Below are 21960 nucleotides of genomic sequence, written 5' to 3' on the forward strand. Positions count from 1 at the left end.
CCTCCGCAACCCACATGGGGCAAGGGAAAGAGTGAGGACATGATCAAGACCCGCTTCACCGAAGCGTTCGGGGTCGACCATCCCATCGTCCAGGGGGGAATGATGTGGGTCGGCACGGCCGAACTGGTCGCACCGGTGGCCAATGCCGGCGCGCTCGGCTTCCTGACCGCCCTGACTCAGCCGACGCCAGAGGCACTGGCTCGGGAGATCGCCCGGACCCGCGAACGCACGGACCGGCCTTTCGGCGTCAATCTCACGATTCTGCCGTCGATCAGCCCGCCACCCTATGCCGAATATCGTCGCGCGATTATCGAATCAGGCGTGACCATCGTCGAAACCGCCGGCTACAAGCCGCAGGAGCATGTCGACGATTTCAAGGCGCATGGCGTCCAGGTGATCCACAAATGCACTGCGGTGCGGCACGCGCTTTCGGCGGAACGCATGGGCGTGGATGCGATCTCGATCGACGGTTTCGAATGCGCAGGGCACCCCGGCGAGGACGATATTCCCGGTCTCATCCTCATCCCTGCGGCTGCCGACGTGGTCAAGGTACCCATCCTCGCCTCGGGCGGCTTCGCCGACGGGCGCGGCCTGGCGGCAGCGCTGGCACTGGGCGCCGACGGCATCAACATGGGCACACGCTTCTGCGCCACGCGCGAGGCGCCGATCCACGACAATTTCAAGCAAGCCATGGTGGCAGCGGACGAGCGCGCGACTGACATCATCTTCCGCACCTATCGGAACAGCGCACGCGTCGCCCGCAACGCGGTCAGCCAGGCGGTCCTCCAACTCGAACGTGAAGGGCGCCCATTCAACGATGTGGCGCATCTCGTGAAGGGTGCGCGTGGTCTGGAAGGGCTGCACAGCGGCGATACCGATCGCGGCATCTGGACCGCTGGTCCCGTAATGGGGCTGATAAAGGACATTCCCAGCGTGGCGGAGCTGATCGAATCGATCGTCGCCGAAGCGGAATCGCTCATCCGGCAACGGTTGGCGTCCATGCTCGATGCCGGCGATCGACCTGCATGACGGGGCCGGCGACGACGGTCAGCGATGCGGTAGCGAGCCGCCGATCAGTGCGCGGCTTCCAAGACCGGCCGGTCGATCCGGCACTGCTTCGTACCCTGCTGGCAAAAGCCAGTTGGGCACCCAGCGGCGGCAATCTACAGCCTTGGCATCTTCATGTCGTCACGGGTGCCAGGCTCGCGTCCCTGAAGCAACGGATGGCAGAGCGGGTGGTGGCCGCCCCGTCCGGAGAGGGCATGGAATATGACATCTACCCTCGGAACCTCGTCTCACCCTATCGTGAGCGCCGTTATGCGGTTGGCGAGGCGCTGTACGATCGCTTGGGAATTCCGCGCACGGACAAGCCGGCACGCGCGCGCTGGTTCGCCCGCAATTTCCAGCTCTTCGGTGCGCCTGTCGGCCTGTTCTGCTATGTCCATCGCGGCAACGGGCCGCCGCAATGGGCCGATCTTGGCATGTATCTCCAGACGCTGATGCTGTTGCTGCGCGAGGCCGGGCTCGATTCCTGCCCGCAGGAATGCTGGGCAATGTATCCGCACACACTGGCCGAATTCCTGGGTGCACCGGCCGAGCACATGCTGTTCGCCGGCATGGCGATCGGCTGGATCGACGAAACCGACCCCGCCAACGGCCTGCGGCCAACGCGTGCTCCGATCGAAGCGTTCGTACAATTCCATCCATGACATGGACGGCGGAGGGCGCCGGGGTGCCGCGTGCTCCCCGGCGCCCTCCGCTTTACCCGCGGGTGAAGCTCCCCCCGTTCCGCGCCTTCTCCACCAACAATTCCGATGGGGAAACGCCCTGGGCGCGCAGCGACTCTACGATCAGAGGAAGCCCTACGGTGTCCCCCCAGAACATCGGCCCACCGGTATAGACGGGCCAGTTATAGCCGAGGATCGCCGCCACATCGATGTCCGAGGCGCGAAGGGCGATCCCCTCTTCCAGCAACTTGGCACCTTCGTTCACCACGGGGTAGAGCAGCCGCGCGACGATATCGGCACCGTCTCGTACCCTTTTGGGTTCGATGCCATGGAAAGCGGCGAAGTCGCGGATCACCTGTGCCGCGATCGGCGAGGGTGACGCCGTCCTATCGGCCGCATAATCATAATAGCCGCCATTCTGCTTTTGCCCCAGCCGACCCAGCTTCACCAGATCGCCGGTCACCGAGCGCTCGACCTTGTCTCGACCGATCACGTCGAGGCCGACCAGATCCATCATCTGGAACGGTCCCATCGCGAAGCCATAGTCGACGATCGCCTGGTCCACGGCTTCCGGGTTGGTGCCTTCCAGCACCAGCGCATCGGCTTCCTCGCCACGCCTGGCCATGATCCGGTTTGCGATGAACCCCCAGCAGACCCCGCTGAGTACGGCCACCTTGCCGATACGCTTACCGAGCGCCATCACCGTCGCGACGACCTCTCGTGCCGTCTTTTCCCCGCGTACGACCTCCAGCAGCCGCATTACATTGGCGGGCGAGAAGAAGTGCATTCCCACAACACGCTCGGGACGGCTGGTTACAGCGGCGATCGCATCGAGGTCGAGAAAGCTGGTGTTCGACGCCAGAATGGCGCCAGCCTTGCAGACCTTGTCGAGCTGCGCGAAGATATCCTGCTTCACCGCCATTTCCTCGAACACCGCCTCGATCACGAGGTCGACTTCAGCCAGCGCCTCCAGCCCTGTCGCCGGCGTGATCAGCGCCATACGTTGCTCCACCTGCCGATCCGTCAGGCGCCCCTTCCTGGCGCTGCTCTCATAGTTCCGGCGGATCACGCCAATCCCGCGGTCCAACACCGCCTGACTGCGCTCGACCAGCGTGACCGGCACGCCGATGTTGAGGAAATTCATTGCGATGCCGCCGCCCATGGTGCCCGCCCCGATCACGCCAACCGACGTGATGGGCAACGGCGCCACGGTCCGGTCGATGTCGGGAATCTTGCCGGTCTCGCGCTCGGCGAAGAAATAATAGCGCTGTGCGGCTGATTCCGGGCTCGCCTCTAGCTCGCGGAACAGCGCCGCTTCGCGAGCCATGCCGGCATCGAAATCGGGCGCGGTCTCCACGGCCGCAGCGACTGCCCGGACGATGTGGCCTGGCGCCTTGTAACCGCGGAACGCGCGCGCATTCCGCGCAAGATGGGCATCGAACAGGTCTTTTTGCCCCTGTGCTTCTGTCAACTTCTCGTTGCGGTCCCGGATCCGTGTCAGTGGCGCACCATCGGCTACGAGCGTCCGGGCATAGGCGATCGCATCTTCGCGCAACCTGCCCTCCTCCGCCAATGCGTCGATCATGCCGAGTTCGTGCGCCTGCGCTGCCTTGATCGGCGTACCGCCAGTGATGAGATCCAGTGCGGCCGAGACCCCGACAATGCGCGGAAGCCGCTGCGTTCCGCCCGCTCCCGGCAGCAGCCCCAGATGCACTTCGGGGAGACCGACGACGGCAGACGGCACCGCGATGCGGCGATGGCAAACGAGCGACAGCTCGTATCCGCCGCCCAACGCAGTGCCATGGATGGCGGCGACCACCGGCTTCGCACTCCGCTCGATCCGGTCCATCACCGCAAGCAGATCGGGTGCTTCCAGAGGACGACCGAATTCGGAAATGTCCGCGCCAGCGAAGAACGTCCGCCCGGCACATATCAGGACGATCGCCTGCACCACCGGATCGGCACCGAGCTGCTCGATGCCTTGCGCGATCGCACGTCTCGCCTGAATGCCCAACGCATTCACCGGCGGGTGGTCGATGGTGATCACACCAATCCCGCCCGCTTCCACCACATAGGTTCCAACCTCGTGCATCGACACTTCCTCCCTCTTTGGCGCGGCCGCTCATATCATGCCGTGAACCTCACACCAGATAATTTAATTGGTCACTTACCTAAGAAGGTGTTCGAGCCCCCTCATCCCGGAACATAGCGGGGCAGGATGCCTTCGATCCGGTGGCTTCGCGACGGCAGAGTTCTTGGCGCCGTGAAAATCAATTAATCGATTGCTTGACTCGATCGCAGAGCACGCGCTACCCGCCGAAGGCTGATACGGTTCGAGGAAAAGACCATGTCCGACGCTCTCATCATCGACGCCGTCCGCACGCCTCGCGGCATCGGCAAGACGGGAAAGGGCGCGCTCGCCCATCTGCATCCGCAACATCTTGCCGCGACAGTGCTGGCAGCGATCCGCGACCGGAATCAGCTCGACACGGCAGATGTCGACGACATCCTCTGGTCGACCAGCACCCAGCGCGACAAGCAGGGCGGTGATCTAGCGCGCATGGCCGCGCTCGACGCAGGCTATGCGGTAACCGCGAGCGGCCTCACGCTTGACCGCTTCTGCGGCGGCGGAATTTCGTCCGTCAGCCTCGCGGCAGCGCAGCTGATGTCCGGCATGGAGGAAGTCGTGATTGCCGGCGGGACTGAGATGATGAGCTACACCGCCACGCTCGCCGCCGAAGACGCCGCTGCCGGCCGCCCACCGACGCTGATGGGGGCGCACAACGCGCATCTCGACCGCGTCCATCCACAATCCCATCAAGGGATCTGCGCCGACGCGATCGCGACGATCGAGAAGATCGATCGGGCGACGCTTGATGCGCTCGCGCTGGAGAGCCAGCGGAAAGCGGCATGCGCGATCGCGGAAGGGCGATTCGACCGTTCGATCGTTCCCGTACGGGCAGAAGACGCTACTGTGCTGCTGGCTCGCGACGAGTATCCCCGGCCCGGAACCACCGCCGAAGGGCTCGCCCAGCTCACGCCGGCGTTTATCGGCTTGGCCGACCAGCCCTATGGCGACCGCGGCGCGACCTTTGGCGACCAAATCCGCCGACGCTATCCGGGCCTGATGATCGAACATGTCCACCATGCAGGCAATTCGTCGGGTGTCGTGGACGGCGCTGCGGCAATTCTGCTGACGTCAGCCGCCTATGCGCGCAAGCATGGGCTGCATCCCCGCGCCCGGATCGTCGCGACCGCCAATATCGGCGACGATCCGACGCTGATGCTCAACGCTCCCGTTCCCGCGGCGAAAAAGGCGCTGGCCAAGGCGGGTCTCGCAAAGGACGATATCGACCTGTGGGAGATCAATGAAGCCTTTGCCGTCGTCGCCGAAAAGTTCATGCGCGACCTAGACCTCGACCGGAGCAAGGTGAACGTCAACGGCGGCGCCATCGCGCTCGGTCACCCGATCGGCGCGACAGGCGCCATCCTCATAGGCACGGTGCTGGACGAGCTCGAACGATCGGGCGGACGCTATGGGCTGGTGACCATGTGCGCCGCCGGTGGCATGGCGCCAGCGGTCATCGTCGAACGGCTCGACGCAGGCGCAGCCGTCGCCTGAAGCACGCACACTAGGCATCCGCGCGACAAGGCACAGTATCGTTCAATTCATCAGTTGATTGAATGGGACCACTCCGGCATAGCCCAGGCTTCAGCTTCAGGTATTTCTTCGAATGGCCGCCACGTCCGGTGCAGGTGATAAAGTCTCTTCGCGAACCTTGCTGCTGCGCGCAGCTGCGGACCTGATGATCGAGCAGGGAAGTATCGACATCTCGCTCAACGAAATTGCGCAGCGCTCGCAGCTCAATTCCGCGTTGGTGAAATATTATTTCGGCAGCAAGAACGGCCTGCTACTCGCGCTTACCGAAGACGTGCTGTCGCGTGGGTTGCACCAACTGAACGGCCTGGTCCAGATGGATCTACCGCCCGTCGAGAAGCTGAAGCTTCATATCAAGGGCATCATCGACGTCTATTTCCGCTATCCTTTTATCAACAGGCTGATACACGCGATGCTGGCCGATAAAGAATCGGCCTATCGGGTATCGGAAACAATTTCACGCCCACTCGCTGACGCCCAGCGGCGGCTGCTTCAGGCGGGCGTGGAAAGCAACGCATTCCGCGCCATCGATCCGATGATGTTCTACTTCATCGTGATGGGGGCGTGCGATCAGCTCTTCTTCGGCCAGCATGTATTGAACCACGCGTTTGGCGTCCGACAAATCGACGAAGCTCTCCGCCAAGACTATACGCGTGCCCTGCTGGACCTCATACTCAACGGCATTCTGGTCGACCGAAGCCGCGCTTGAAGCGGATCGGCTGCCCGCCTCCAATTGTCGTTCCACATACTTACTCCGTCGAGCGGCAGAGCAGTTCGATGCCGAGTACTACCGTCGCCACGTCGATCGAAAGGCCATACCCATCGGCAACACCTCGCCAGCCGTGTGGTCACCGGATTTGCGGTGCTTCGCGGTGCAAACACTTATCCGGCGAAACGGATGAGATAGAGAGAATATGGCAGAACGAATGGCCGGTTCCGGTGTGCGCCGACATTCCGGCTTTTACATCGGAATGGCTTAAGCTGGTCGCCAGCTGCCGAACGATCGTGGGACATTTCCGACGTTCGTAGTTGCCCAACCCGATCGCGTTCGTGCTTCGAACCCGATTTACGAAAGGGGAGTGGGGCCTGACCCCCGGGGCTCAAATTTTGCTGCGGTGCGGTAAGCACCTATTTTAAGACGTGTATTTCAACCGGTTGGTTCCCTTCACCGCGGACCATTAGGCCGACTTCATCCGCGCTTCTTGAATTTCGCCTTGATTACCGTGCCTCCCACCCGCAGCTCGTCGAGATAATCCGACCACCATTGTGCCATGCGAACGCGTTCCTCCCAATGCGCGCCACGATGATATGCTGCCCGAACGCGATCCCTTTCGCCGTGCGCCAGCGCCCGCTCGATTGCATCGGGGTGCCACAGGCCCGATTCGTTGAGCAGCGTGCTGGCCATCGCGCGAAAGCCATGGCTGGTCATTTCATCATGGTCGAAGCCCAGCCGCCGGAGCGCAACGTTCATCGTGTTGTCTGAAATCGGACGCTGCGTGGTGTAGAGCGAGGGGAACAGATATTCGCTCGTTCGTGGAAGCGAACGCAGCTCCTGCAAAATATACACCACCTGACGCGATAGCGGCACGGCATGCGGCTGCTTCATCTTCATGCGCTCGGGCGGCACCCGCCAGACCTTGTCGACGAAGTCGATCTCGTTCCACTTGGCCTGCCGCAGTTCGACCGGCCGCAGGAAGACGTGCGGCGCGATGCGCAGGGCATAGAGCGTTTCCGGTCGCCCCTTATAGTCCTCAATCGCCCGAAGCAGTTCCCCCACTTTCTTCGGCTCGACAATAGCGGCGTGATGCTTCACGCGTGGGACGATCAGCGCGCCGCGAAGGATTTCGGCGGGGTTTCGCTCGGTGCGCAACGTCGCAAAGCCATAGCGAAACACCCGCCCGGCAAAGGACCGCAGACGAACCGCCGTTTCATGGTGCCCCTTTCGTTCGACACGCTTGAGCGTGTCCAGCAACTCGTGCGGGGTGATGTCGGTGATCGGCCGCTTGGCGATGCCGGCCAGCAGCTCCAGAAACCAACGCGCCTTCTTCAGCGTAGCGGCGGATTTCCCCTCGCGCTCCATCTTCTCGATATATTCGCCGGCAACCAGCCCGAACGTGGTCTTCGCCGAGTGTTCCGCTTCCAGGCGCTTCAACCGTTTGGCCTCGACTGGGTCAAAGCCATCCGTGAGCTCGGAACGCGCCTCGTCGCGCTTCCGCCGAGCCTGTTGAAGCGTCACTTGGGGAAAGCCCCCGAGCGAAAGCTCCCGCTCTATCCCGAAAACCTTGTAGCGAAAGCGCCAGAGCAATGCCCCGGATGGCTGGACGAGGAGATACGGGCCGTCGCCGTCCAACACCGTAGAACGGGCGATCGCGAGGCCTCAGCGCACCGATTCCAACGACGGTTAGCATGGTGGGCCACGACTGCTGCGAGGCCCGTGGTCCACCGATTCGTGGCCCACTTTTCGTGGGCCTTAGCGGAACAACGTGAGAAACCACGCGATTGCCAACAGCGATTTCATCGCAGTTGTCCGCGGATTTCTACAATGTTCTCAATATGTACTGGTGCCCCTGGCCGGACTCGAACCAGCATGCCTTGCGGCAACCGATTTTGAGTCGGTCGCGTCTACCAATTTCGCCACAGGGGCAGCGGAGGGCGTGGCTAGACCATGGGCGCGCGCAGGGCAAGCGGGTGAAATGCGTTGGGGCGCAGATTGCGGCCCCTTTCCCACCGCCCCCTCAATTTCGCGGCGACTGGCGGCGATAGCGCAGCGCCTCGGCGACATGGATGCGCCCGACGCCGTCGGCCCCCGCCAGGTCGGCGATCGTGCGCGAAACGCGGAGTACGCGGTGGAAGCCGCGCGCCGACAGCCGCATCGTCTCCGCCGCCTGCGCCAGCAGCGCTTGGGCGGGCGCGTCGAGCACCACCGCCTTTTCGAGCACCGGACCGTCGGCCTCGGCATTGGTGCGCACCGTCTTTCCCCCATAGCGGCGGCGCTGGATCGCCCGCGCCTCCGCCACGCGCGCGGCGACCTCAGCCGAGCCCTCGGGCGACGGCGGCAGGATCAGGTCGGCGGCAGTCACCGGCTGGACATCGACGTGCAGGTCGATGCGGTCGAGCAGCGGGCCCGAGACCTTCGCCTGGTAATCCGCCGCACAGCGCGGCGCACGGGCGCAGGCGAGTGCCGGATCGCCCAGATGCCCGCACCGGCACGGGTTCATCGCCGCAACCAGCTGGACGCGCGCCGGAAAGGTCACATGCGCATTGGCCCGCGCAACGCTGACCACCCCCGCCTCCAGCGGCTGGCGCAGCGAATCGAGCACCGCGCGCTGGAATTCGGGCAGTTCGTCGAGGAACAGCACCCCCAGATGCGCGAGGCTGACTTCGCCCGGCTTCACTTTCAATCCGCCGCCGGTCAGCGCCGCCATCGATGCGGAGTGGTGCGGACTGCGGAACGGCCGCGTGCGAGTAAGCCGCCCGCCGTTGAGCGTGCCCGAAACCGACGCGACCATCGATACTTCCAGCGCCTCGGCGGCGTCGAGCGGCGGCAGGATGCCGGGCAGGCACGAGGCGAGCAGCGACTTGCCCGCACCCGGCGGCCCGTTCATCAGCAGATTATGGCCCCCGGCCGCTGCGATCTCCAGCGCGCGCTTCGCCGTTTCCTGTCCCCGCACCTGCCGCAGATCGGGTCCCGGCACGGGCGCTTCGACTTCCCCGGCGACCGGCGCGGACAGGAGTTGCTGGCCCTTGAAGTGATTGAGCAGCGCGATCAGGTCGGGCGCCGCGACGACTTCGATCTGCCCGGCCCAGGCCGCCTCTGCCCCTTGCGCAGCCGGGCACACCAGCCCCTTGCCGATTTCGGAGGCATGGAGCGCGGCGAGCAGCACCCCCGGCGACGGCGCGATGCGGCCATCCAGCGCGAGTTCGCCGACCACGACATAGCCCGCCAGCGTCTCGGCATCTACCACGCCCATCGCCCCCAGCAGCGCGAGCGCCACCGCCAGGTCGAAATGCGATCCCTCTTTGGGCAGGTCCGCCGGCGACAGGTTCAGGATGATGTGCTTGGGCGGCAGCGCCAGCCCGATCGCGGCCATTGCGGCGCGCACGCGCTCGCGGCTCTCGCCCACGGCCTTGTCGGGCAGGCCCACCACGACGAACTTGGGCAGGCCGGCGACCAGATTGCACTGCACCTCTACCGCGCGGGCCTCTAGACCCAGATAGGCAACCGTCGATACGCTCGCGACCACGTTCGCCTTCTCCCCCCGGTAGAGGGCGAGCATAGCGCGAATTGTCCGATGTGGAACGGTTCGCCGCCGAAATGGAGCAACCCGGCGGCGGCCGTATTGCCAATGCAACACACCGCACCCACCTCTGCGGCATGAACCCCGCCCTCCCCGATTCGGCCGCCACGCCGGCACGGCACCGCGCCACCGCCGCGTTCGCCAAGGCCGCGAACGCGATACGGCGGCGGAAATCGCGCGTGCGGAGGCGGCACCACGCGGATTCCGGGCCAAGCCGCGTTGACTTCGGCACCGCACGCCTTTATGGGCACCCCTCACACGGCCGCCCTAGTGGTGGCCCTTTTACGTTCTAGATACTTGAGGATGAGCGATGAAGCGGACTTTTCAGCCGAGCAACCTGGTGCGTGCGCGCCGGCACGGCTTCCGCGCGCGGATGGCGACCCCCGGTGGCCGCAACGTGATCCGCGCCCGCCGCGCCCGCGGCCGCAACAAGCTGTCGGCGTAACCTCGGTTACGGCATCGGCGGCTTCGGTCCAGCCCGATTCCCGGCCCGGCGCCCTTCGGGACGCCGTCGCCACGGAACCGGGCTCGGCGACTGATTCGCCCATGCCTTCCGAAGCGACACCGGCGCTTACGCAGCTTACCGAGCGCAAGCACTATCTTGCCGCGAACGCGGGCAAGCGGGCGCCCATGCCCGCTTTTGTCCTGTTGGTTCGCCCGCGGCAGGACGCCGATTCGACGATGCGAATCGGCATTACCGTATCCAAGAAAGTCGGCAACGCCGTCGTCCGCAACCGGATGAAGCGGCGTTTCCGCGTATTGGCGCGCGAGATCCTGCCCAATGCAGGGATTCCCGGCGCCGACCATGTCCTGATCGGCCGCAACGGCGGGATCGAGCGCGATTTCGCGGACCTCAAACATCAGCTGGCAAAGGCGCTGTCAAAGGTGAAGCGGTGATCGCGCGCCTGCTCATCCTGGTTGCGCGGGCGTGGCAATTGGGCCCGTCGCTGCTGCTGCCGCCCACCTGCCGCTATCAACCCTCCTGTTCGGCCTATGCAATCGAGGCGCTTCGCCGCTATGGGGCAGTGAAGGGCAGCTGGCTGGCCGCTCGCCGCCTCGCGCGCTGCCATCCATGGGGCGGGCACGGCTACGATCCCGTGCCATGATGGAATTTCCAGGGAAACACCGGTGAAAGACGACCAAAAGAATTTCGTGCTCTTTGCAGTGCTGGCCGCGCTGATCCTGTTCGGCTGGCCGCAGATCATGCACTGGGTGTTCCCGCAGCAATCGCCCGCCACGACCAAGCTGGAAGACGGCAAGAGCAAGGCGCTGCCCGATCCGCGCGCCGGCCCCGCCGTCGATTCGCCGGGCGCGCTGCGCGATCGCCAGATCGTGCTGGACGAAAGCCCGCGCGTCGCGATCGACACGCCGTCGCTGAAGGGGTCGATCAACCTCAAGGGCGCACGGATCGACGATCTCGTCCTCAGCAAATATGACGAGACCGTCGCCAAGAATTCGCCGCCGATCCGGCTGCTTTCGCCGAGCGGCGCGGGCCAGGCCTATTTCGCGCAGTTCGGCTGGCAGGGCGCCGGCGTCCAGACCCCCGATGCGAACACCGTGTGGCAGGCCAGCGGCACCACGCTGACGCCCGCCACCCCGGTCACGCTCAGCACCCGCAACGCCGCCGGCCAGATCTTCCGCATCGAGCTCGCCGTCGACGCCGACTATATGTTCACGGTCAAGCAGAGCGTCGCCAATGTCGGTGCCGCTCCTGTCTCGGTGACGCCGTACGCGCTGGTTTCGCGCGCCGAGAAGTCGAAGGACCCGGGCCAGTGGGCGGCGCATGTCGGCCCGGTCGCGATCCAGGACGGCGCGGCCAAATATCTGAAATATACCGATGTCGATTCGGCACCGACCAGCTTTGCCACCACCGGCGGCTGGGCGGGCTATACCGACCATTACTGGCTGACCGCGGTGATCCCCGACCAGCGCATTCCCATCCAGGTGAACCAGCGCCAGACCCCGTCCAAGGCGTATCAGGCCGACTATCAGCTCGCCAGCCCGCTCGCCGTGCCGGCGGGCAAGCAGATCAGCTACACCAGCCATTTCTTCGCCGGCGCGAAGGAAGTGAAGCTGCTCGAGGATTATCAGGACAAGCTGGGCATCGTGCAGTTCGATCGCGCGATCGACTGGGGCTGGTTCGGCATCATCGAGAAGCCGATCTTCTATTATCTCGACTGGCTGTTCCGCATGGTCAGCAATTTCGGCGTCGCGATCATCCTGCTGACGATCACGATCCGTGGCCTGCTGTTCCCGATCGCGCAGAAGCAGTTCGCGTCGATGGCGAAAATGCGGGTGCTCCAGCCCAAGATGAAGGCGGTTCAGGAGCGCTACAAGGACGACAAGCAGCGCCAGCAGCAGGAAGTGATGAAGCTGTACAAGGAAGAGAAGGTGAACCCGATCGCGGGCTGCCTTCCGCTCCTTCTGCAGATTCCGATCATGTTCGCGCTGTACAAGGTGCTGCTGATCACGATCGAAATGCGGCACCAGCCCTTCTTCGGCTGGATCCACGATCTGTCCGCGCCCGATCCGGCGACGATCCTGAACCTGTTCGGTTATCTCAACTTCACGCCCCCCAGCTTCCTGGCGATCGGCGTCGTGCCGGTGCTGCTCGGCATCTCGATGTACTATCAGATGAAGCTGAACCCGGCGCCGATGGACGAGATGCAGAAGCAGATCTTCGCGATCATGCCGTGGATGCTGATGTTCGTGATGGCACCGTTCGCGGTGGGCCTGCAGGTGTACTGGATCACGTCCAACGTGCTGACCATCCTCCAGCAGCAATGGCTGTATTCGCGGCATCCGGGGCTCAAGGTGCCGGTCGCGAAGAAGGAAGCGGTCGCAAAGTGAGTGCATTCAGCCCCGACGCGATCGAAACCGCGCGCAAGATCTTCGCCGGCCCGGTCGCGTTCCTGAAATCGGCGCCCGAGCTGCGGCATCTGCCCAGCCCCGACGTTCCCGAGGTCGCCTTTGCCGGCCGCTCGAACGTCGGCAAATCGTCGCTGCTCAACGCGCTCGCCAACCGCAACGGTCTGGCGCGCACGTCGAACACGCCGGGGCGGACGCAGGAGCTTAACTTCTTCGACGTGGGCGAGCCGCTGGCCTTCCGGCTGGTGGACATGCCCGGCTATGGCTTTGCCAAAGCGCCCAAGGACATGATCCGCCAGTGGCGCTATCTGGTGAACGATTTCCTGCGCGGGCGCGACGTGCTCAAGCGCGCGCTGGTGCTGATCGATTCGCGCCACGGCATCAAGGAAGTCGATCGCGAGATCCTGGAGATGCTGGACGCCGCTGCCGTCAGCTACCGCGTGGTGCTGACCAAGGCGGACAAGATCAAGGCGAGCGAACTGGCCGAAGTGACCGCACGTACCGCCGAGGAAGTGCGCAAGCGCCCGGCGGCGCACCCGGACATCCTCGTGACCTCGTCCGAAAAAGGCATGGGCATCCCGGAACTGCGCGCCGCCGTACTGGAAGCGGTTGGTTGACCGCTGCCGGGCCCCAGCGCGTTCCCGGGCTCGACATTTTCCGCGGGCTGGCCGTTGCCGGCATGATCCTGGTCAACACCCCCGGCTCGGGCGAGCATGTGTGGTGGCCGCTCGATCATGCCGCGTGGGATGGCTTCACGCCGACCGATCTGGTGTTTCCCGCCTTTCTCTGCGCGATGGGCTTCGCGCTGGGCCTTTCCTTCCCGCGCCGGATCGACGCCGCGGGCTGGACGCGCATCCTGCGCCGCACGCTGTTGCTAATCGCGATCGGCTGGGCGTGGCAGATGCTGGCGCGGCCGGGGCTTGAGACGTTCCGCGTGTTCGGCGTGCTGCCCCGCCTTGGGCTTTGCTATGGCCTTGCCGCCAGCCTTGCGATCCTTACTGCCCGCCCCCGCGCCGACGGCAAGCGGGCGCTGAACGGCGCGGCACTGGCCGCCGCGACCGCCGCGCTGCTGCTCGGATACTGGGCGTTGATGGCGCTGGTCCCGGTGCCCGGCCACGGCGCGGGGATACTGACGCCCGAGGGCAATCTGGCCGGCTATGTCGATCGCATCACCGTGGGCACCGCGCATATGTGGCGCTTTGGTACCGATGCGGCGGGGAACATCGTCTATGACCCCGAAGGGCTGCTCTCCACCCTGCCCGCGCTTGCCAATGTCCTGCTCGGCACGCTGGCGGCGCTGGTGTGGAAGCGCGCGCCGGAGCGGGGGCTGATGCGCATCGCGCTGGCGGGCGGCGCGCTGGCGCTGGCGGGACTCGCGCTCGCCACGGTCTTTCCGCTCAACAAGAAGCTGTGGTCGAGCAGCTATGCGCTGCTGACCTCGGGGCTTGGTGGCATCCTGTTCGCGCTGTGCGAGCGCGCTGCGCGGCGACCGGCGGTGCGCAGGGCATTGTGGCCGCTAGACGTGCTGGGGATGAACGCGATCCTCGGCTATCTGCTGTCGCTGCTGATCGGGCTCGCGGGGATGCGGCTCGGCTTCCAGGCGGTGGGATTTGCAGCCATCAGCCGGGTCGTGCCCGATCCCTTCCTCGCCTCGTTCCTCTATGCGGTCGTCATTCTCGCGGTGGTGCTGGCGATGCTGATCCCGCTGCACCGGCGCGGCATCCATTTGCGGCTGTGATGGAGCAGCTCTTCTCCTATGGCACGCTTCAGCTGGAGAGCGTGCAGCGCAGCCAGTTCGGGCGGCTCCTGACGGGCGCGGCGGACAGCCTGACGGGGTTCGTCCTCACCCAGGTCCAGATCCGCGACCCCGACGTGCTGGCCGCAAGCGGGATCGAGACGCATCTGGCGCTGGTCCCCGGCGACGGGCCGGCGATCGCGGGGATGGTGTTCGCCCTCACCCCCGACGAACTCGCCGCCGCCGATGTCTACGAAAGCGAGAATTACCGTCGTGTGCCCGTCACGCTCGCGTCGGGCACCCGCGCGTGGGTGTATGTCCTGGCCTGAAAAGGCGTTCGCTCTGCCTCAGGCGCAGGGGTACGCATTTGGAGGGCCGTCCCCCTCACCCTTCCCACCGCCCATGGCGGCGGGCCCCTTCCCTCTCCCACAAGGGGAGAGGGAGACACGATTACCCCCTCAGGCGGGGTTATGCTTGGCGAGAAACGCCTCCAGCGCCTTCAGGAACTCCAGCCGGTCGGCACTGCGCGAGAAATGGTGGTCGCCCTCGGGCTGCTCGACATAGATATAATCCTTGCCCGCCGCCTTGAGCTTGCTCGCCATTGCGCGGCTCTGGACCGGCTGGACGACGCGGTCCTGCTTGCCGTGGAACAGCAGGATGGGGATCGAGAACTGCTCGGGCGCGAACAGCGGCGACACGCCCTTCAGGTCCGGCGCCTGCTTCTTCAGCCAGTCCTGCCGCGCGCCGGAGCCGAGGAAGTTACTGTTCTGGCGCAGCATCCGGTTGAGGTCGGACACGCCGGCATAGGACACCGCGCAGCGATAGAGCTTGCCGTCGCGCTGGGCCGCGCGCATCGCTGCATAGCCGCCATAGGACGCCCCCACCATGCACACGCGCTTGGGATCGGCCAGGCCCTGATCGGCCAGCGCCTTGACCGCATCGTTCAGGTCGTCCTGCATCGCCAGGCCCCATTGCCCCTCACCCTTTTCGGTGAATGGGGTGCCATAGCCCGAAGAGCCGCGATAATTGGGCTGGATCACCGCATAGCCGCGATCGGCCAGGAACTGGGTCCACCAGTCCCATTCCTCGGTGTCGCGGGCGAAGGGGCCGCCGTGCGGCATCACGATCAGCGGCAGGTTCTTGGCCTCCACCCCGCGCGGCAGCGTCAGCACCGCCGCGATCTCCAGCCCGTCGCGCGCCTTGTACCGGATCGTCTTGACCGGATGCAGCCGCTTCATCCCCAGCGTGGCGTTGGTCATGCCCAGCGGCGACATCACGCCCTCTGCCGGCTTGAACAGGAAATAGGCGCCCGGCGCATTGGCATAGCCGACATGGACGATCGCGGCGCTGCGGTCGCGGCTGAACGACAGGATGCGCGGCGCCCCGCCCTTGATATAGCCCTCTGCCTGCGCCTGGAGCGCGGCCAGGGCGGGATCGGTCCAGTGGATGCCGGGCCTGTCCTGATTCACGCGCACGCCCAGGTAATTGAAACCATCGGCATCCGACACCAGCCCGCCGATGTCGAAGCCCGGCGTGCCGAACAACTGCTTGCCGCGCGCCAGCGTCTTGAGGTCCATCTCGTACAGCGCCGAATAGCCCTGTTCGTCGTCGGCGATCATCACTGCCTTGCCGGGTTCATTCAGGAACATCGCCGGCACGGTCAGCGTATCCTCGCGTGTCTTGGCGCGATCGACGACCTTGAACGACGCCTTCGCGTTGTCGCGATAGAGCAGGCGGCGGGAACGGCCGTCATCGGTCATGCCGATGCCCATCCGCACCACCCCCGCGCCATCGGGATACCAGTCCCACACGCCGTCATGGCTTTCGGTCACCGTCCTGCGCTTGCCGGTGGCAATGTCGATTTCCTCGACGCGCGGATAGAAGCCAGGCTCGCTCGAAAAGACCGACGTCTGGAGCGCCATCAGGATGCGCGTGGAGCCGTCGCGCGCCGTCCACAGCACGTCGTCGGCCATCTGGGCCGCGTCCTTCTTGGCGAGGACGGTCATCTTCCGCGTGGTGGCGTTCAGCGCCATCGCGCGGGACAGATACCACTCATCGCCTTCGACCGGCACCAGCTTGCCGATGCCGAGCACGAGCCAGTCGTCATTAACCCATTTCCACCAGTTGAGATCGGTATCCCCCAATCCGACCAGCCGGGGCGCCTCGTTGGTATAGAGCGGGACGATCGCGAAATACTGCACGCCGTTGACGGCCACCTTCGCGGCGATCGTCTTGCCGTTCGGCGAAATGCTCGGGTCTTCGATCGCGGGCAGTTCGGCAAATACTTCTGTGGCGATCGGAACCCGCTTCTGCTCCTGCGCCACCACAGGCGAGACCATTGCACCTGCCAACAGCAGGCCCAAACCGTAACGCAGCATTATTCCCCCCGAATCGTTTGTCTTGCCCCTGTTTTCAGTGGTCGTACTTTTGCATCGCGCGATCAAGCGATGTTCGGTGCGCCCGGTTGCCCCTGCCGCCCCTCCCGGCTATCCCGACCCCATGAAGCTCATCATCGGCAACAAGGCCTATTCCTCCTGGTCGCTGCGCGGCTGGCTTGCGTGCAAGCAATCGGGGCTCCCGTTCGAGGAAGTCGTGGTGCCGCTGTACGACGAGCAATGGGACAAGCGCCGCGAAGGCGACGAGTTCGCGCCGTCGTCGGGCAAGGTGCCGATCCTGTGGGATGGCGACGCCGTGGTGTGGGACAGCCTGGCGATCGTCGAGTATCTGAACGACAAGACCGGCAACACCCGCTTCTGGCCGCAGGGCGACGCCGCTCGCGCGATGGCGCGGTCGATGGCGGCGGAAATGCACTCCAGCTTCGCCGCGCTGCGCCGCAAGCACAGCATGAACATCCGCCAGGTCTATCCGCCGCAGGCGCCCGACGACGATGTGGTGCGCGACCTGAGCCGCATCTTCGAGCTATGGGCACAGGCCCGCGCCCGCTTCGGCGGCGAGGGCGAGTTCCTGTTCAGCAGCTTCGGCGCGGCCGACATCATGTTCGCGCCCGTCGTCACGCGCATCGTGACCTATTCGCTCCCCGTCCCCCGCTTTGCCCAGGCCTATATGATGGCCGTGCTCCAGCATCCGTTCCTCCAGGACTGGATCGCGGGCGCGCAGGAAGAGGATTGGGTGATCGAACAGTTCGAGCTGACGCCCGAGGCACCGGCCCGCTGACCGCATCTCAATAGTAGCGCGGGATCGGCCCCCATTGCGGGGTCTGGTCGGGCAGGTCGACTTCGACCTCGTCGATATAGCACCAGCCCCAGCCTTCGGGCGGGTCATAGCCTTCGATGATCGGATGGCGCGTCGCGTGGAAATGCGCGCGCGCATGGCGATGCGGCGATTCGTCGCAGCAGCCGACATGGCCGCAGCTACGGCACAACCGCAGATGCACCCATTCGCTGCCGATCTTCAGGCATTCCTCGCATCCCCGCGCGCTGGGGGTGACCGTGTTGATCGTCATCAGATGGTGGCATCCGGCCATGGCGTCGGCTCCTGGTGGCGCGGGCACCACACGCGCCCGCTGCCCCCTTGTTGTCGTCCAGCTCCGGCGCATTCAACGCATCCGAAAGGATGATGGGCACACCCGCCGATGCCATCTGCAGGCGCAGGGGTCACAAACCTGCGTATGATACCCGGCAGGGCCGCGCGTGGAGGACAAGGACGCATCGACACCGCAACCGTGGACAAAGGACGCCCCGATGCAGATGACCGCAACCCTCGCCGAGCACGATCCTGCGGTCACCATCCTGCCCGCCGCGCCCGACCCCAGCGCCGCCGACGAGATCAACCATCGCATCGCCAACAGCCTGCAATTGCTGTCCGCGCTGGTCTCGGTCGAGGCGCGCGGGCTGGCCGACCCGGCGGCGCGCGCCGCGCTGGACATGACGCGGCGGCGGATCGGCGCGATCGCCAGCGTCCACCGCCAGCTCTACCAGACGGAAGGCGGCGACCGAGTCAACCTGGCCACCTATCTGGAAGAGCTGGCGGGCGATCTTGAGGATGGCTATGCGGATCGGGCGGGCGGGCGCCGGATCTGCGTCGATGCGGCGCCGATCCACGTCGCCCCCGAACAGGCAACGGCGATCGGCATACTCGTGTCGGAACTGGTCACCAATGCCTGCAAATACGCCTATGCGCCCGGCACCCCCGGCGATATCGCGCTGCGCCTGTGCGCGATCGGTCCCGCCGGCTACCGCCTTGAGGTCGAGGACCGGGGATGCGGGCTGCATGGCGGCACCCCGCAGGGAACCGGGCTCGGCAGCCGGCTGATCGACCTGATGGTCGCCCGGCTGCGCGGGTTCCAGGCATGGCAGGATGCGCGGCCCGGCACGCGCTTCGTGCTTTCCGTGCTGCGATAACATGGCGCAAACGAAATTTTCCGCATCCCCCATTGGGGTGTTGTCGCCCCGTTACCCCGCGTCCAGCGTCCCCTTCGCCTGGCGGGCATTGCACCCGGCATGGCGGGAGACATTGATGCGGGGCGACAGGGAATCGATCAGGCTGGCAAGCCGGCTACAGGCGGGCTTCGCGATCCTGCTGGCGATCGGCATTTTCGCGCTGGACGTGCTCAGCCCGCTGCAAGGGGCGGTCGCGGTGCTGTATACCACCGTGGTCCTGCTCGCCGCGCGCGGCAATGATCGCGCGCTGGTGCTGCTCGCGGCGGCGGTGTGCGGACTGTTGTCGCTCGGCGGCTACTGCCTCAGCCATTGGCATGCGCCGCTGGGTTCGCCGGCGATGCGGCTGGCGGTAAGCCTGACGGCAATCGCGATCACCACCGCGCTGTGCATCCGCACCCACGCCGCCGCCGAGGAGCGCCGCAAGTCCGACGAGCGCTATCGCACCATCTTCAACGCCGCCGGACTGGCGATCTGGGAAGGCGACTGGTCAGTCGCCCACAAGCTGTTCCGCGACGGCGGCGCGATGGACCCGGCCACGATCAGCCGGATCGCCGATACGCTGACGGTGCGCGCCGCGAACCAGGCGACGGCGCGGCTGTTCGGCGTGGCCAGCAAGGCGGACCTGCTCGGGCACGGGCTGATAGCGCATCACACCCCCGCAGCGGAAGCGACACTCCCCCGCATTCTGGCAGCGCTTGCACAGGGCGATCCCGAGATCGAGGAGGAAACCCAGTTCCGCACCGCGTCGGGCGAGACGATCGACGTCGTGCTCCGCGTCACCGTCCCCGCCCCGGACGAGGGGTGGAAGCGCGTGCTCATCATGGCCCTGGACGTGACCGAGCGGAACCGGGCGCAGGCCCGCCTGGCACGCGCACAGGCCGAACTGGCGCATGTCGCGCGCGTCACCACGCTGGGCCAGTTGGCCGCATCGATCGCGCATGAAGTGAACCAGCCGCTGTCCGCGATCATCACCTATGCCAAGTCGGGCAAGCGCTGGCTGGCGCGCGAGGCCGCCGATGCCAGCGAAGTCGCCGATTGCCTCGACCATATCGCCGCTAACGGCACGCGCGCGGCCGATGTCATCGCCCGCATCCGGATGCTCGCGCGCAACGCCGATCCCAAACAGGTGCCGCTGGAGATCGAACCGCTGATCGCAGAGACGATCGCGCTGCTGGGCCGCAACCTCGACGAGAACCACGTCGTGACGCGCGCCACGATCGCCCCCGACCTGCCGCCCGTATCGGGCGACCGGGTGCAGGTGCAGCAGGTGCTGATGAACCTGCTCATCAACGCCGAACAGGCAATGGCCGCGACATCGCCCGAGCGGCGCGCGCTGTGCATCGACGCGCGGCGGATCGACGACCGCGTCGTCGTCGACGTGCGCGATTGCGGCACCGGCATCGTCGGCGTCGACCCCGAAAGCCTGTTCACCCCCTTTTTCACCACCAAGGCCGACGGGATGGGAATGGGCCTGTCGATCTGCCGTTCGATCCTGGAGCAGCATGGCGGCACGCTGGTGGCGACCAATAATCCGGAGGGTGGCGCGACGTTCCGCTTCTCGCTGCCCGCCCTCGACCTTCAGGAGCTTGTCCCCGCATGATCGCCGAACAGACCCCCGGTTGCGTGTGTGTCGTCGATGACGATGCCGAAGTGCGCGGTTCGCTGAGCAGCCTCTTCCGATCGAACGACCTCGACGTCGCGCTCTATGACACGACCGATGCGTTTCTGGCCGCCGGCGTTCCGCCGCGCGCGTCGTGCCTCGTCCTCGACGTGCGCCTGCCGGGCGAGAGCGGGCTGGATTTCCAGGAGCGGCTGGCGCGGCAGGGGATGCAAATCCCCGTCATCCTCATCACCGGCCATGGCGACATCCCGATGACCGTGCGCGGCATGCGCGCGGGCGCCGTCGATTTCCTGCCCAAGCCCTTTACCGAAGATCAGATGCTAGCCGCCGTCACCACCGCACTCGATGCGGATCGCACGCGCCGTGCAGAGGCAGCCGGCAACGCAAAGGTCGCCGATGCGTTTGCCCGCCTCACCCCGCGCGAACGCGAAGTCATGGGGCTGGTGGTCACGGGGTTGATGAACAAGCAGGTTGCGGCGCGCATGGCGCTTTCCGAAATCACGGTAAAAATCCATCGTGGTAACGTGATGCGCAAGATGGAGGCGCAATCGCTCGCCGATCTGGTCCGCATGGCCGAGCTGCTTGGGATTCGTGATGAGAGCATCCATCGATTCAACGCCCCGCAATAAGGGGCCGGCGCCCGCCGACCGTTTTTGGAGTACCGACCCTGCGTGCACTTTCCGTCATCGCCATCGTCGATGATGACCCCGGCGTCCGGGGCAGCATCGACAGCCTCATGCGTTCCGTGGGCATGACCACCCTGCCCTTCGCAGCCGCCGAGGCGCTGTTGGCTTCCGGCGCCGAGGCGACGGTTTCGTGCATCGTCACCGACCTGCACATGCCCGGCATGACCGGGCTGGAACTGCAGGAGGAGATCCTCCGCCGTGGCTGGCGTCAGCCCGTGATCGTGATGACCGCCCATCCGACCGATGCTGCACGCGAACAGGCGATGCGCGCGGGCGCCCATGCGTTTCTGGTCAAGCCCGTCGATCCCGACGCGCTGATCGAGGCGATCGAGAGCGCGGGCGGCTGAAAACACCCGTACATGGACACAGCAAAAGGGGCGCTACCTCACGATAGCGCCCCTTTTTGGCTGGTGGCGGTCGGCCCGGCCTTACAGCATGGCCCCGGCGCTGCGGCACGTTTCGTACAGGAACCATCCCCGGCGCTCGGTCTCATCGATCCACACTTCGATCAGGCTGGCGGTGGCGACGTCGCTATACTCGTCGCACAGCTCGTGCACCCGGCGCATCTCGGCGACCAGTTGCTTGTTGTCGCCGTGCAGCTCGGCCAGCATGTCGAGCGGATCGACATAATCGGCATTGTTGTCGAGGATGCGCTGGCGCTTGGCGATGTCGGAGATCGACCGGATCGTGCCGCCGCCGATCTTGCGCGCGCGCTCGGCGATGGGATCGGTCATCGCATAGATCTGGTCGCCATGCTCGTCGAGGAGCAGGTGATAGTCGCGGAAGTTAGGGCCGCTCATGTGCCAGTGGAAGTTCTTGGTCTTCAGATACAACGCAAACACGTCCGCGAGCAGCCCGGTCAGCCCGGCGGCGATATCACGGGTGGCGTCTGCGCCCAGGTCGCTCGGGGTTCCCAGGAAGCGTTCCGCTACCTTGCTCAGTTCGCTGGCCATGATGCATCTCCTTC

General features: G+C 65.5%; 22 protein-coding genes and 1 tRNA gene. 16 read left to right on the forward strand and 7 right to left on the reverse strand.

From position 1 onward, the window contains the following. Positions 1-39 precede the first annotated feature (39 nt). Positions 40-1029, forward strand: a complete 990-nt coding sequence (locus ACG3SL_RS13210) for an NAD(P)H-dependent flavin oxidoreductase (RefSeq protein WP_448661621.1) — start codon at positions 40-42, stop codon at positions 1027-1029. Further along, positions 1026-1709 (forward strand): nitroreductase, encoded by a 684-nt coding sequence (locus ACG3SL_RS13215; RefSeq protein ID WP_448661622.1) that lies wholly within the window; start codon positions 1026-1028, stop codon positions 1707-1709. Before ACG3SL_RS13210 ends, ACG3SL_RS13215 begins: the two co-directional genes overlap by 4 nt. A gap of 52 nt (positions 1710-1761) precedes the next feature. Here the strand turns inward: ACG3SL_RS13215 and ACG3SL_RS13220 are convergent, their stop codons facing one another. Next, complete coding sequence (locus ACG3SL_RS13220; protein WP_448665123.1) at positions 1762-3819, reverse strand: 3-hydroxyacyl-CoA dehydrogenase NAD-binding domain-containing protein; 2058 nt, start codon at positions 3817-3819, stop codon at positions 1762-1764. Positions 3820-4074: 255 nt separating this feature from the next. On the opposite strand from ACG3SL_RS13220, the gene ACG3SL_RS13225 reads away from it, so the two are divergent. Then, positions 4075-5349: an acetyl-CoA C-acetyltransferase gene (locus ACG3SL_RS13225; RefSeq protein WP_448661623.1), complete on the forward strand. Its 1275-nt coding sequence runs from the start codon at positions 4075-4077 to the stop codon at positions 5347-5349. Positions 5350-5461: 112 nt separating this feature from the next. Next, positions 5462-6094: a TetR family transcriptional regulator gene (locus ACG3SL_RS13230; protein ID WP_448661624.1), complete on the forward strand. Its 633-nt coding sequence runs from the start codon at positions 5462-5464 to the stop codon at positions 6092-6094. Positions 6095-6574: 480 nt separating this feature from the next. Here the strand turns inward: ACG3SL_RS13230 and ACG3SL_RS13235 are convergent, their stop codons facing one another. From ACG3SL_RS13235 to ACG3SL_RS13245, 3 genes are all read right to left on the reverse strand, one after another. Continuing rightward, positions 6575-7738, reverse strand: coding sequence for a tyrosine-type recombinase/integrase (locus ACG3SL_RS13235; RefSeq protein WP_448661625.1), 1164 nt, complete (start codon positions 7736-7738; stop codon positions 6575-6577). A gap of 206 nt (positions 7739-7944) precedes the next feature. Beyond that, positions 7945-8029, reverse strand: a tRNA-Leu gene (locus tag ACG3SL_RS13240). Between the two features lie 91 nt (positions 8030-8120). Continuing rightward, positions 8121-9629 (reverse strand): YifB family Mg chelatase-like AAA ATPase, encoded by a 1509-nt coding sequence (locus ACG3SL_RS13245; RefSeq protein WP_448661626.1) that lies wholly within the window; start codon positions 9627-9629, stop codon positions 8121-8123. Positions 9630-9993: 364 nt separating this feature from the next. On the opposite strand from ACG3SL_RS13245, the gene rpmH reads away from it, so the two are divergent. The 7 genes from rpmH to ACG3SL_RS13280 all read left to right on the forward strand — a co-directional run bounded on the left by rpmH (position 9994) and on the right by ACG3SL_RS13280 (position 14615). Next, on the forward strand, positions 9994-10128 hold the full coding sequence (gene rpmH, locus ACG3SL_RS13250; RefSeq protein WP_044332822.1) for a 50S ribosomal protein L34: 135 nt from the start codon (positions 9994-9996) through the stop codon (positions 10126-10128). 101 nt (positions 10129-10229) lie between these two features. Beyond that, positions 10230-10580 carry a ribonuclease P protein component gene (gene rnpA, locus ACG3SL_RS13255; protein WP_448661628.1) on the forward strand — a complete coding sequence of 117 codons (351 nt, stop codon included), beginning with the start codon at positions 10230-10232 and terminating at the stop codon, positions 10578-10580. Beyond that, entirely contained in the window at positions 10577-10789 is a 213-nt protein-coding gene (yidD, locus tag ACG3SL_RS13260) for a membrane protein insertion efficiency factor YidD (RefSeq protein WP_448661629.1), read from the forward strand. The genes rnpA and yidD overlap by 4 nt, the downstream gene beginning before the upstream one ends. 22 nt (positions 10790-10811) lie before the next feature. Then, positions 10812-12533 (forward strand): membrane protein insertase YidC, encoded by a 1722-nt coding sequence (gene yidC / locus ACG3SL_RS13265; protein ID WP_448661630.1) that lies wholly within the window; start codon positions 10812-10814, stop codon positions 12531-12533. Beyond that, on the forward strand, positions 12530-13168 hold the full coding sequence (gene yihA / locus ACG3SL_RS13270; RefSeq protein ID WP_448661631.1) for a ribosome biogenesis GTP-binding protein YihA/YsxC: 639 nt from the start codon (positions 12530-12532) through the stop codon (positions 13166-13168). The genes yidC and yihA overlap by 4 nt, the downstream gene beginning before the upstream one ends. Further along, positions 13165-14289: an acyltransferase family protein gene (locus tag ACG3SL_RS13275; RefSeq protein ID WP_448661632.1), complete on the forward strand. Its 1125-nt coding sequence runs from the start codon at positions 13165-13167 to the stop codon at positions 14287-14289. Before yihA ends, ACG3SL_RS13275 begins: the two co-directional genes overlap by 4 nt. Beyond that, complete coding sequence (locus ACG3SL_RS13280) at positions 14289-14615, forward strand: gamma-glutamylcyclotransferase family protein (RefSeq protein WP_448661633.1); 327 nt, start codon at positions 14289-14291, stop codon at positions 14613-14615. The genes ACG3SL_RS13275 and ACG3SL_RS13280 overlap by 1 nt, the downstream gene beginning before the upstream one ends. Before the next feature lie 129 nt (positions 14616-14744). Here the strand turns inward: ACG3SL_RS13280 and ACG3SL_RS13285 are convergent, their stop codons facing one another. Continuing rightward, positions 14745-16625, reverse strand: a complete 1881-nt coding sequence (locus tag ACG3SL_RS13285) for an alpha/beta hydrolase family protein (protein WP_448661634.1) — start codon at positions 16623-16625, stop codon at positions 14745-14747. Positions 16626-16785: 160 nt separating this feature from the next. Between ACG3SL_RS13285 and ACG3SL_RS13290 the strand changes: the two genes are divergently transcribed. Next, positions 16786-17460 (forward strand): glutathione S-transferase family protein, encoded by a 675-nt coding sequence (locus ACG3SL_RS13290; protein ID WP_448661635.1) that lies wholly within the window; start codon positions 16786-16788, stop codon positions 17458-17460. A 7-nt stretch (positions 17461-17467) separates the two neighbouring features. Here the strand turns inward: ACG3SL_RS13290 and ACG3SL_RS13295 are convergent, their stop codons facing one another. Continuing rightward, positions 17468-17770, reverse strand: a complete 303-nt coding sequence (locus ACG3SL_RS13295; RefSeq protein WP_448661636.1) for a UBP-type zinc finger domain-containing protein — start codon at positions 17768-17770, stop codon at positions 17468-17470. A 217-nt stretch (positions 17771-17987) separates the two neighbouring features. Here ACG3SL_RS13295 and ACG3SL_RS13300 point away from each other — a divergent pair, with 217 nt between their 5' ends. The 4 genes from ACG3SL_RS13300 to ACG3SL_RS13315 all read left to right on the forward strand — a co-directional run bounded on the left by ACG3SL_RS13300 (position 17988) and on the right by ACG3SL_RS13315 (position 21340). Next, positions 17988-18647, forward strand: coding sequence for a sensor histidine kinase (locus ACG3SL_RS13300; RefSeq protein ID WP_448661637.1), 660 nt, complete (start codon positions 17988-17990; stop codon positions 18645-18647). Positions 18648-18762: 115 nt separating this feature from the next. After that, complete coding sequence (locus tag ACG3SL_RS13305) at positions 18763-20286, forward strand: sensor histidine kinase (protein ID WP_448661638.1); 1524 nt, start codon at positions 18763-18765, stop codon at positions 20284-20286. Continuing rightward, positions 20283-20936: a response regulator transcription factor gene (locus ACG3SL_RS13310; protein WP_448661639.1), complete on the forward strand. Its 654-nt coding sequence runs from the start codon at positions 20283-20285 to the stop codon at positions 20934-20936. Before ACG3SL_RS13305 ends, ACG3SL_RS13310 begins: the two co-directional genes overlap by 4 nt. A 62-nt stretch (positions 20937-20998) precedes the next feature. Continuing rightward, positions 20999-21340, forward strand: a complete 342-nt coding sequence (locus tag ACG3SL_RS13315; RefSeq protein ID WP_448665124.1) for a response regulator transcription factor — start codon at positions 20999-21001, stop codon at positions 21338-21340. A gap of 81 nt (positions 21341-21421) precedes the next feature. Here the strand turns inward: ACG3SL_RS13315 and ACG3SL_RS13320 are convergent, their stop codons facing one another. Then, positions 21422-21946: a Dps family protein gene (locus tag ACG3SL_RS13320; RefSeq protein ID WP_448661641.1), complete on the reverse strand. Its 525-nt coding sequence runs from the start codon at positions 21944-21946 to the stop codon at positions 21422-21424. Positions 21947-21960: the final 14 nt, after the last annotated feature.

Source organism: Sphingomonas degradans (genome assembly GCF_053502645.1).

Excerpts from the sequence above, each read along its gene's own strand:
- ACG3SL_RS13220 (WP_448665123.1), bottom strand. The coding sequence starts at position 3,819 with ATGCACGAGGTTGGAACCTATGTGGTGGAAGCGGGCGGGATTGGTGTG.
- ACG3SL_RS13290 (WP_448661635.1), top strand. The coding sequence starts at position 16,786 with ATGAAGCTCATCATCGGCAACAAGGCCTATTCCTCCTGGTCGCTGCGC.
- ACG3SL_RS13210 (WP_448661621.1), top strand. The coding sequence starts at position 40 with ATGATCAAGACCCGCTTCACCGAAGCGTTCGGGGTCGACCATCCCATC.
- ACG3SL_RS13225 (WP_448661623.1), top strand. The coding sequence starts at position 4,075 with ATGTCCGACGCTCTCATCATCGACGCCGTCCGCACGCCTCGCGGCATC.
- rpmH (WP_044332822.1), top strand. The coding sequence starts at position 9,994 with ATGAAGCGGACTTTTCAGCCGAGCAACCTGGTGCGTGCGCGCCGGCAC.
- ACG3SL_RS13280 (WP_448661633.1), top strand. The coding sequence starts at position 14,289 with ATGGAGCAGCTCTTCTCCTATGGCACGCTTCAGCTGGAGAGCGTGCAG.
- ACG3SL_RS13320 (WP_448661641.1), bottom strand. The coding sequence starts at position 21,946 with ATGGCCAGCGAACTGAGCAAGGTAGCGGAACGCTTCCTGGGAACCCCG.
- ACG3SL_RS13285 (WP_448661634.1), bottom strand. The coding sequence starts at position 16,625 with ATGGTCTCGCCTGTGGTGGCGCAGGAGCAGAAGCGGGTTCCGATCGCC.
- ACG3SL_RS13300 (WP_448661637.1), top strand. The coding sequence starts at position 17,988 with ATGCAGATGACCGCAACCCTCGCCGAGCACGATCCTGCGGTCACCATC.
- rnpA (WP_448661628.1), top strand. The coding sequence starts at position 10,230 with ATGCCTTCCGAAGCGACACCGGCGCTTACGCAGCTTACCGAGCGCAAG.
- ACG3SL_RS13215 (WP_448661622.1), top strand. The coding sequence starts at position 1,026 with ATGACGGGGCCGGCGACGACGGTCAGCGATGCGGTAGCGAGCCGCCGA.
- ACG3SL_RS13310 (WP_448661639.1), top strand. The coding sequence starts at position 20,283 with ATGATCGCCGAACAGACCCCCGGTTGCGTGTGTGTCGTCGATGACGAT.
- ACG3SL_RS13305 (WP_448661638.1), top strand. The coding sequence starts at position 18,763 with ATGCGGGGCGACAGGGAATCGATCAGGCTGGCAAGCCGGCTACAGGCG.
- ACG3SL_RS13295 (WP_448661636.1), bottom strand. The coding sequence starts at position 17,770 with ATGGCCGGATGCCACCATCTGATGACGATCAACACGGTCACCCCCAGC.
- ACG3SL_RS13230 (WP_448661624.1), top strand. The coding sequence starts at position 5,462 with ATGGCCGCCACGTCCGGTGCAGGTGATAAAGTCTCTTCGCGAACCTTG.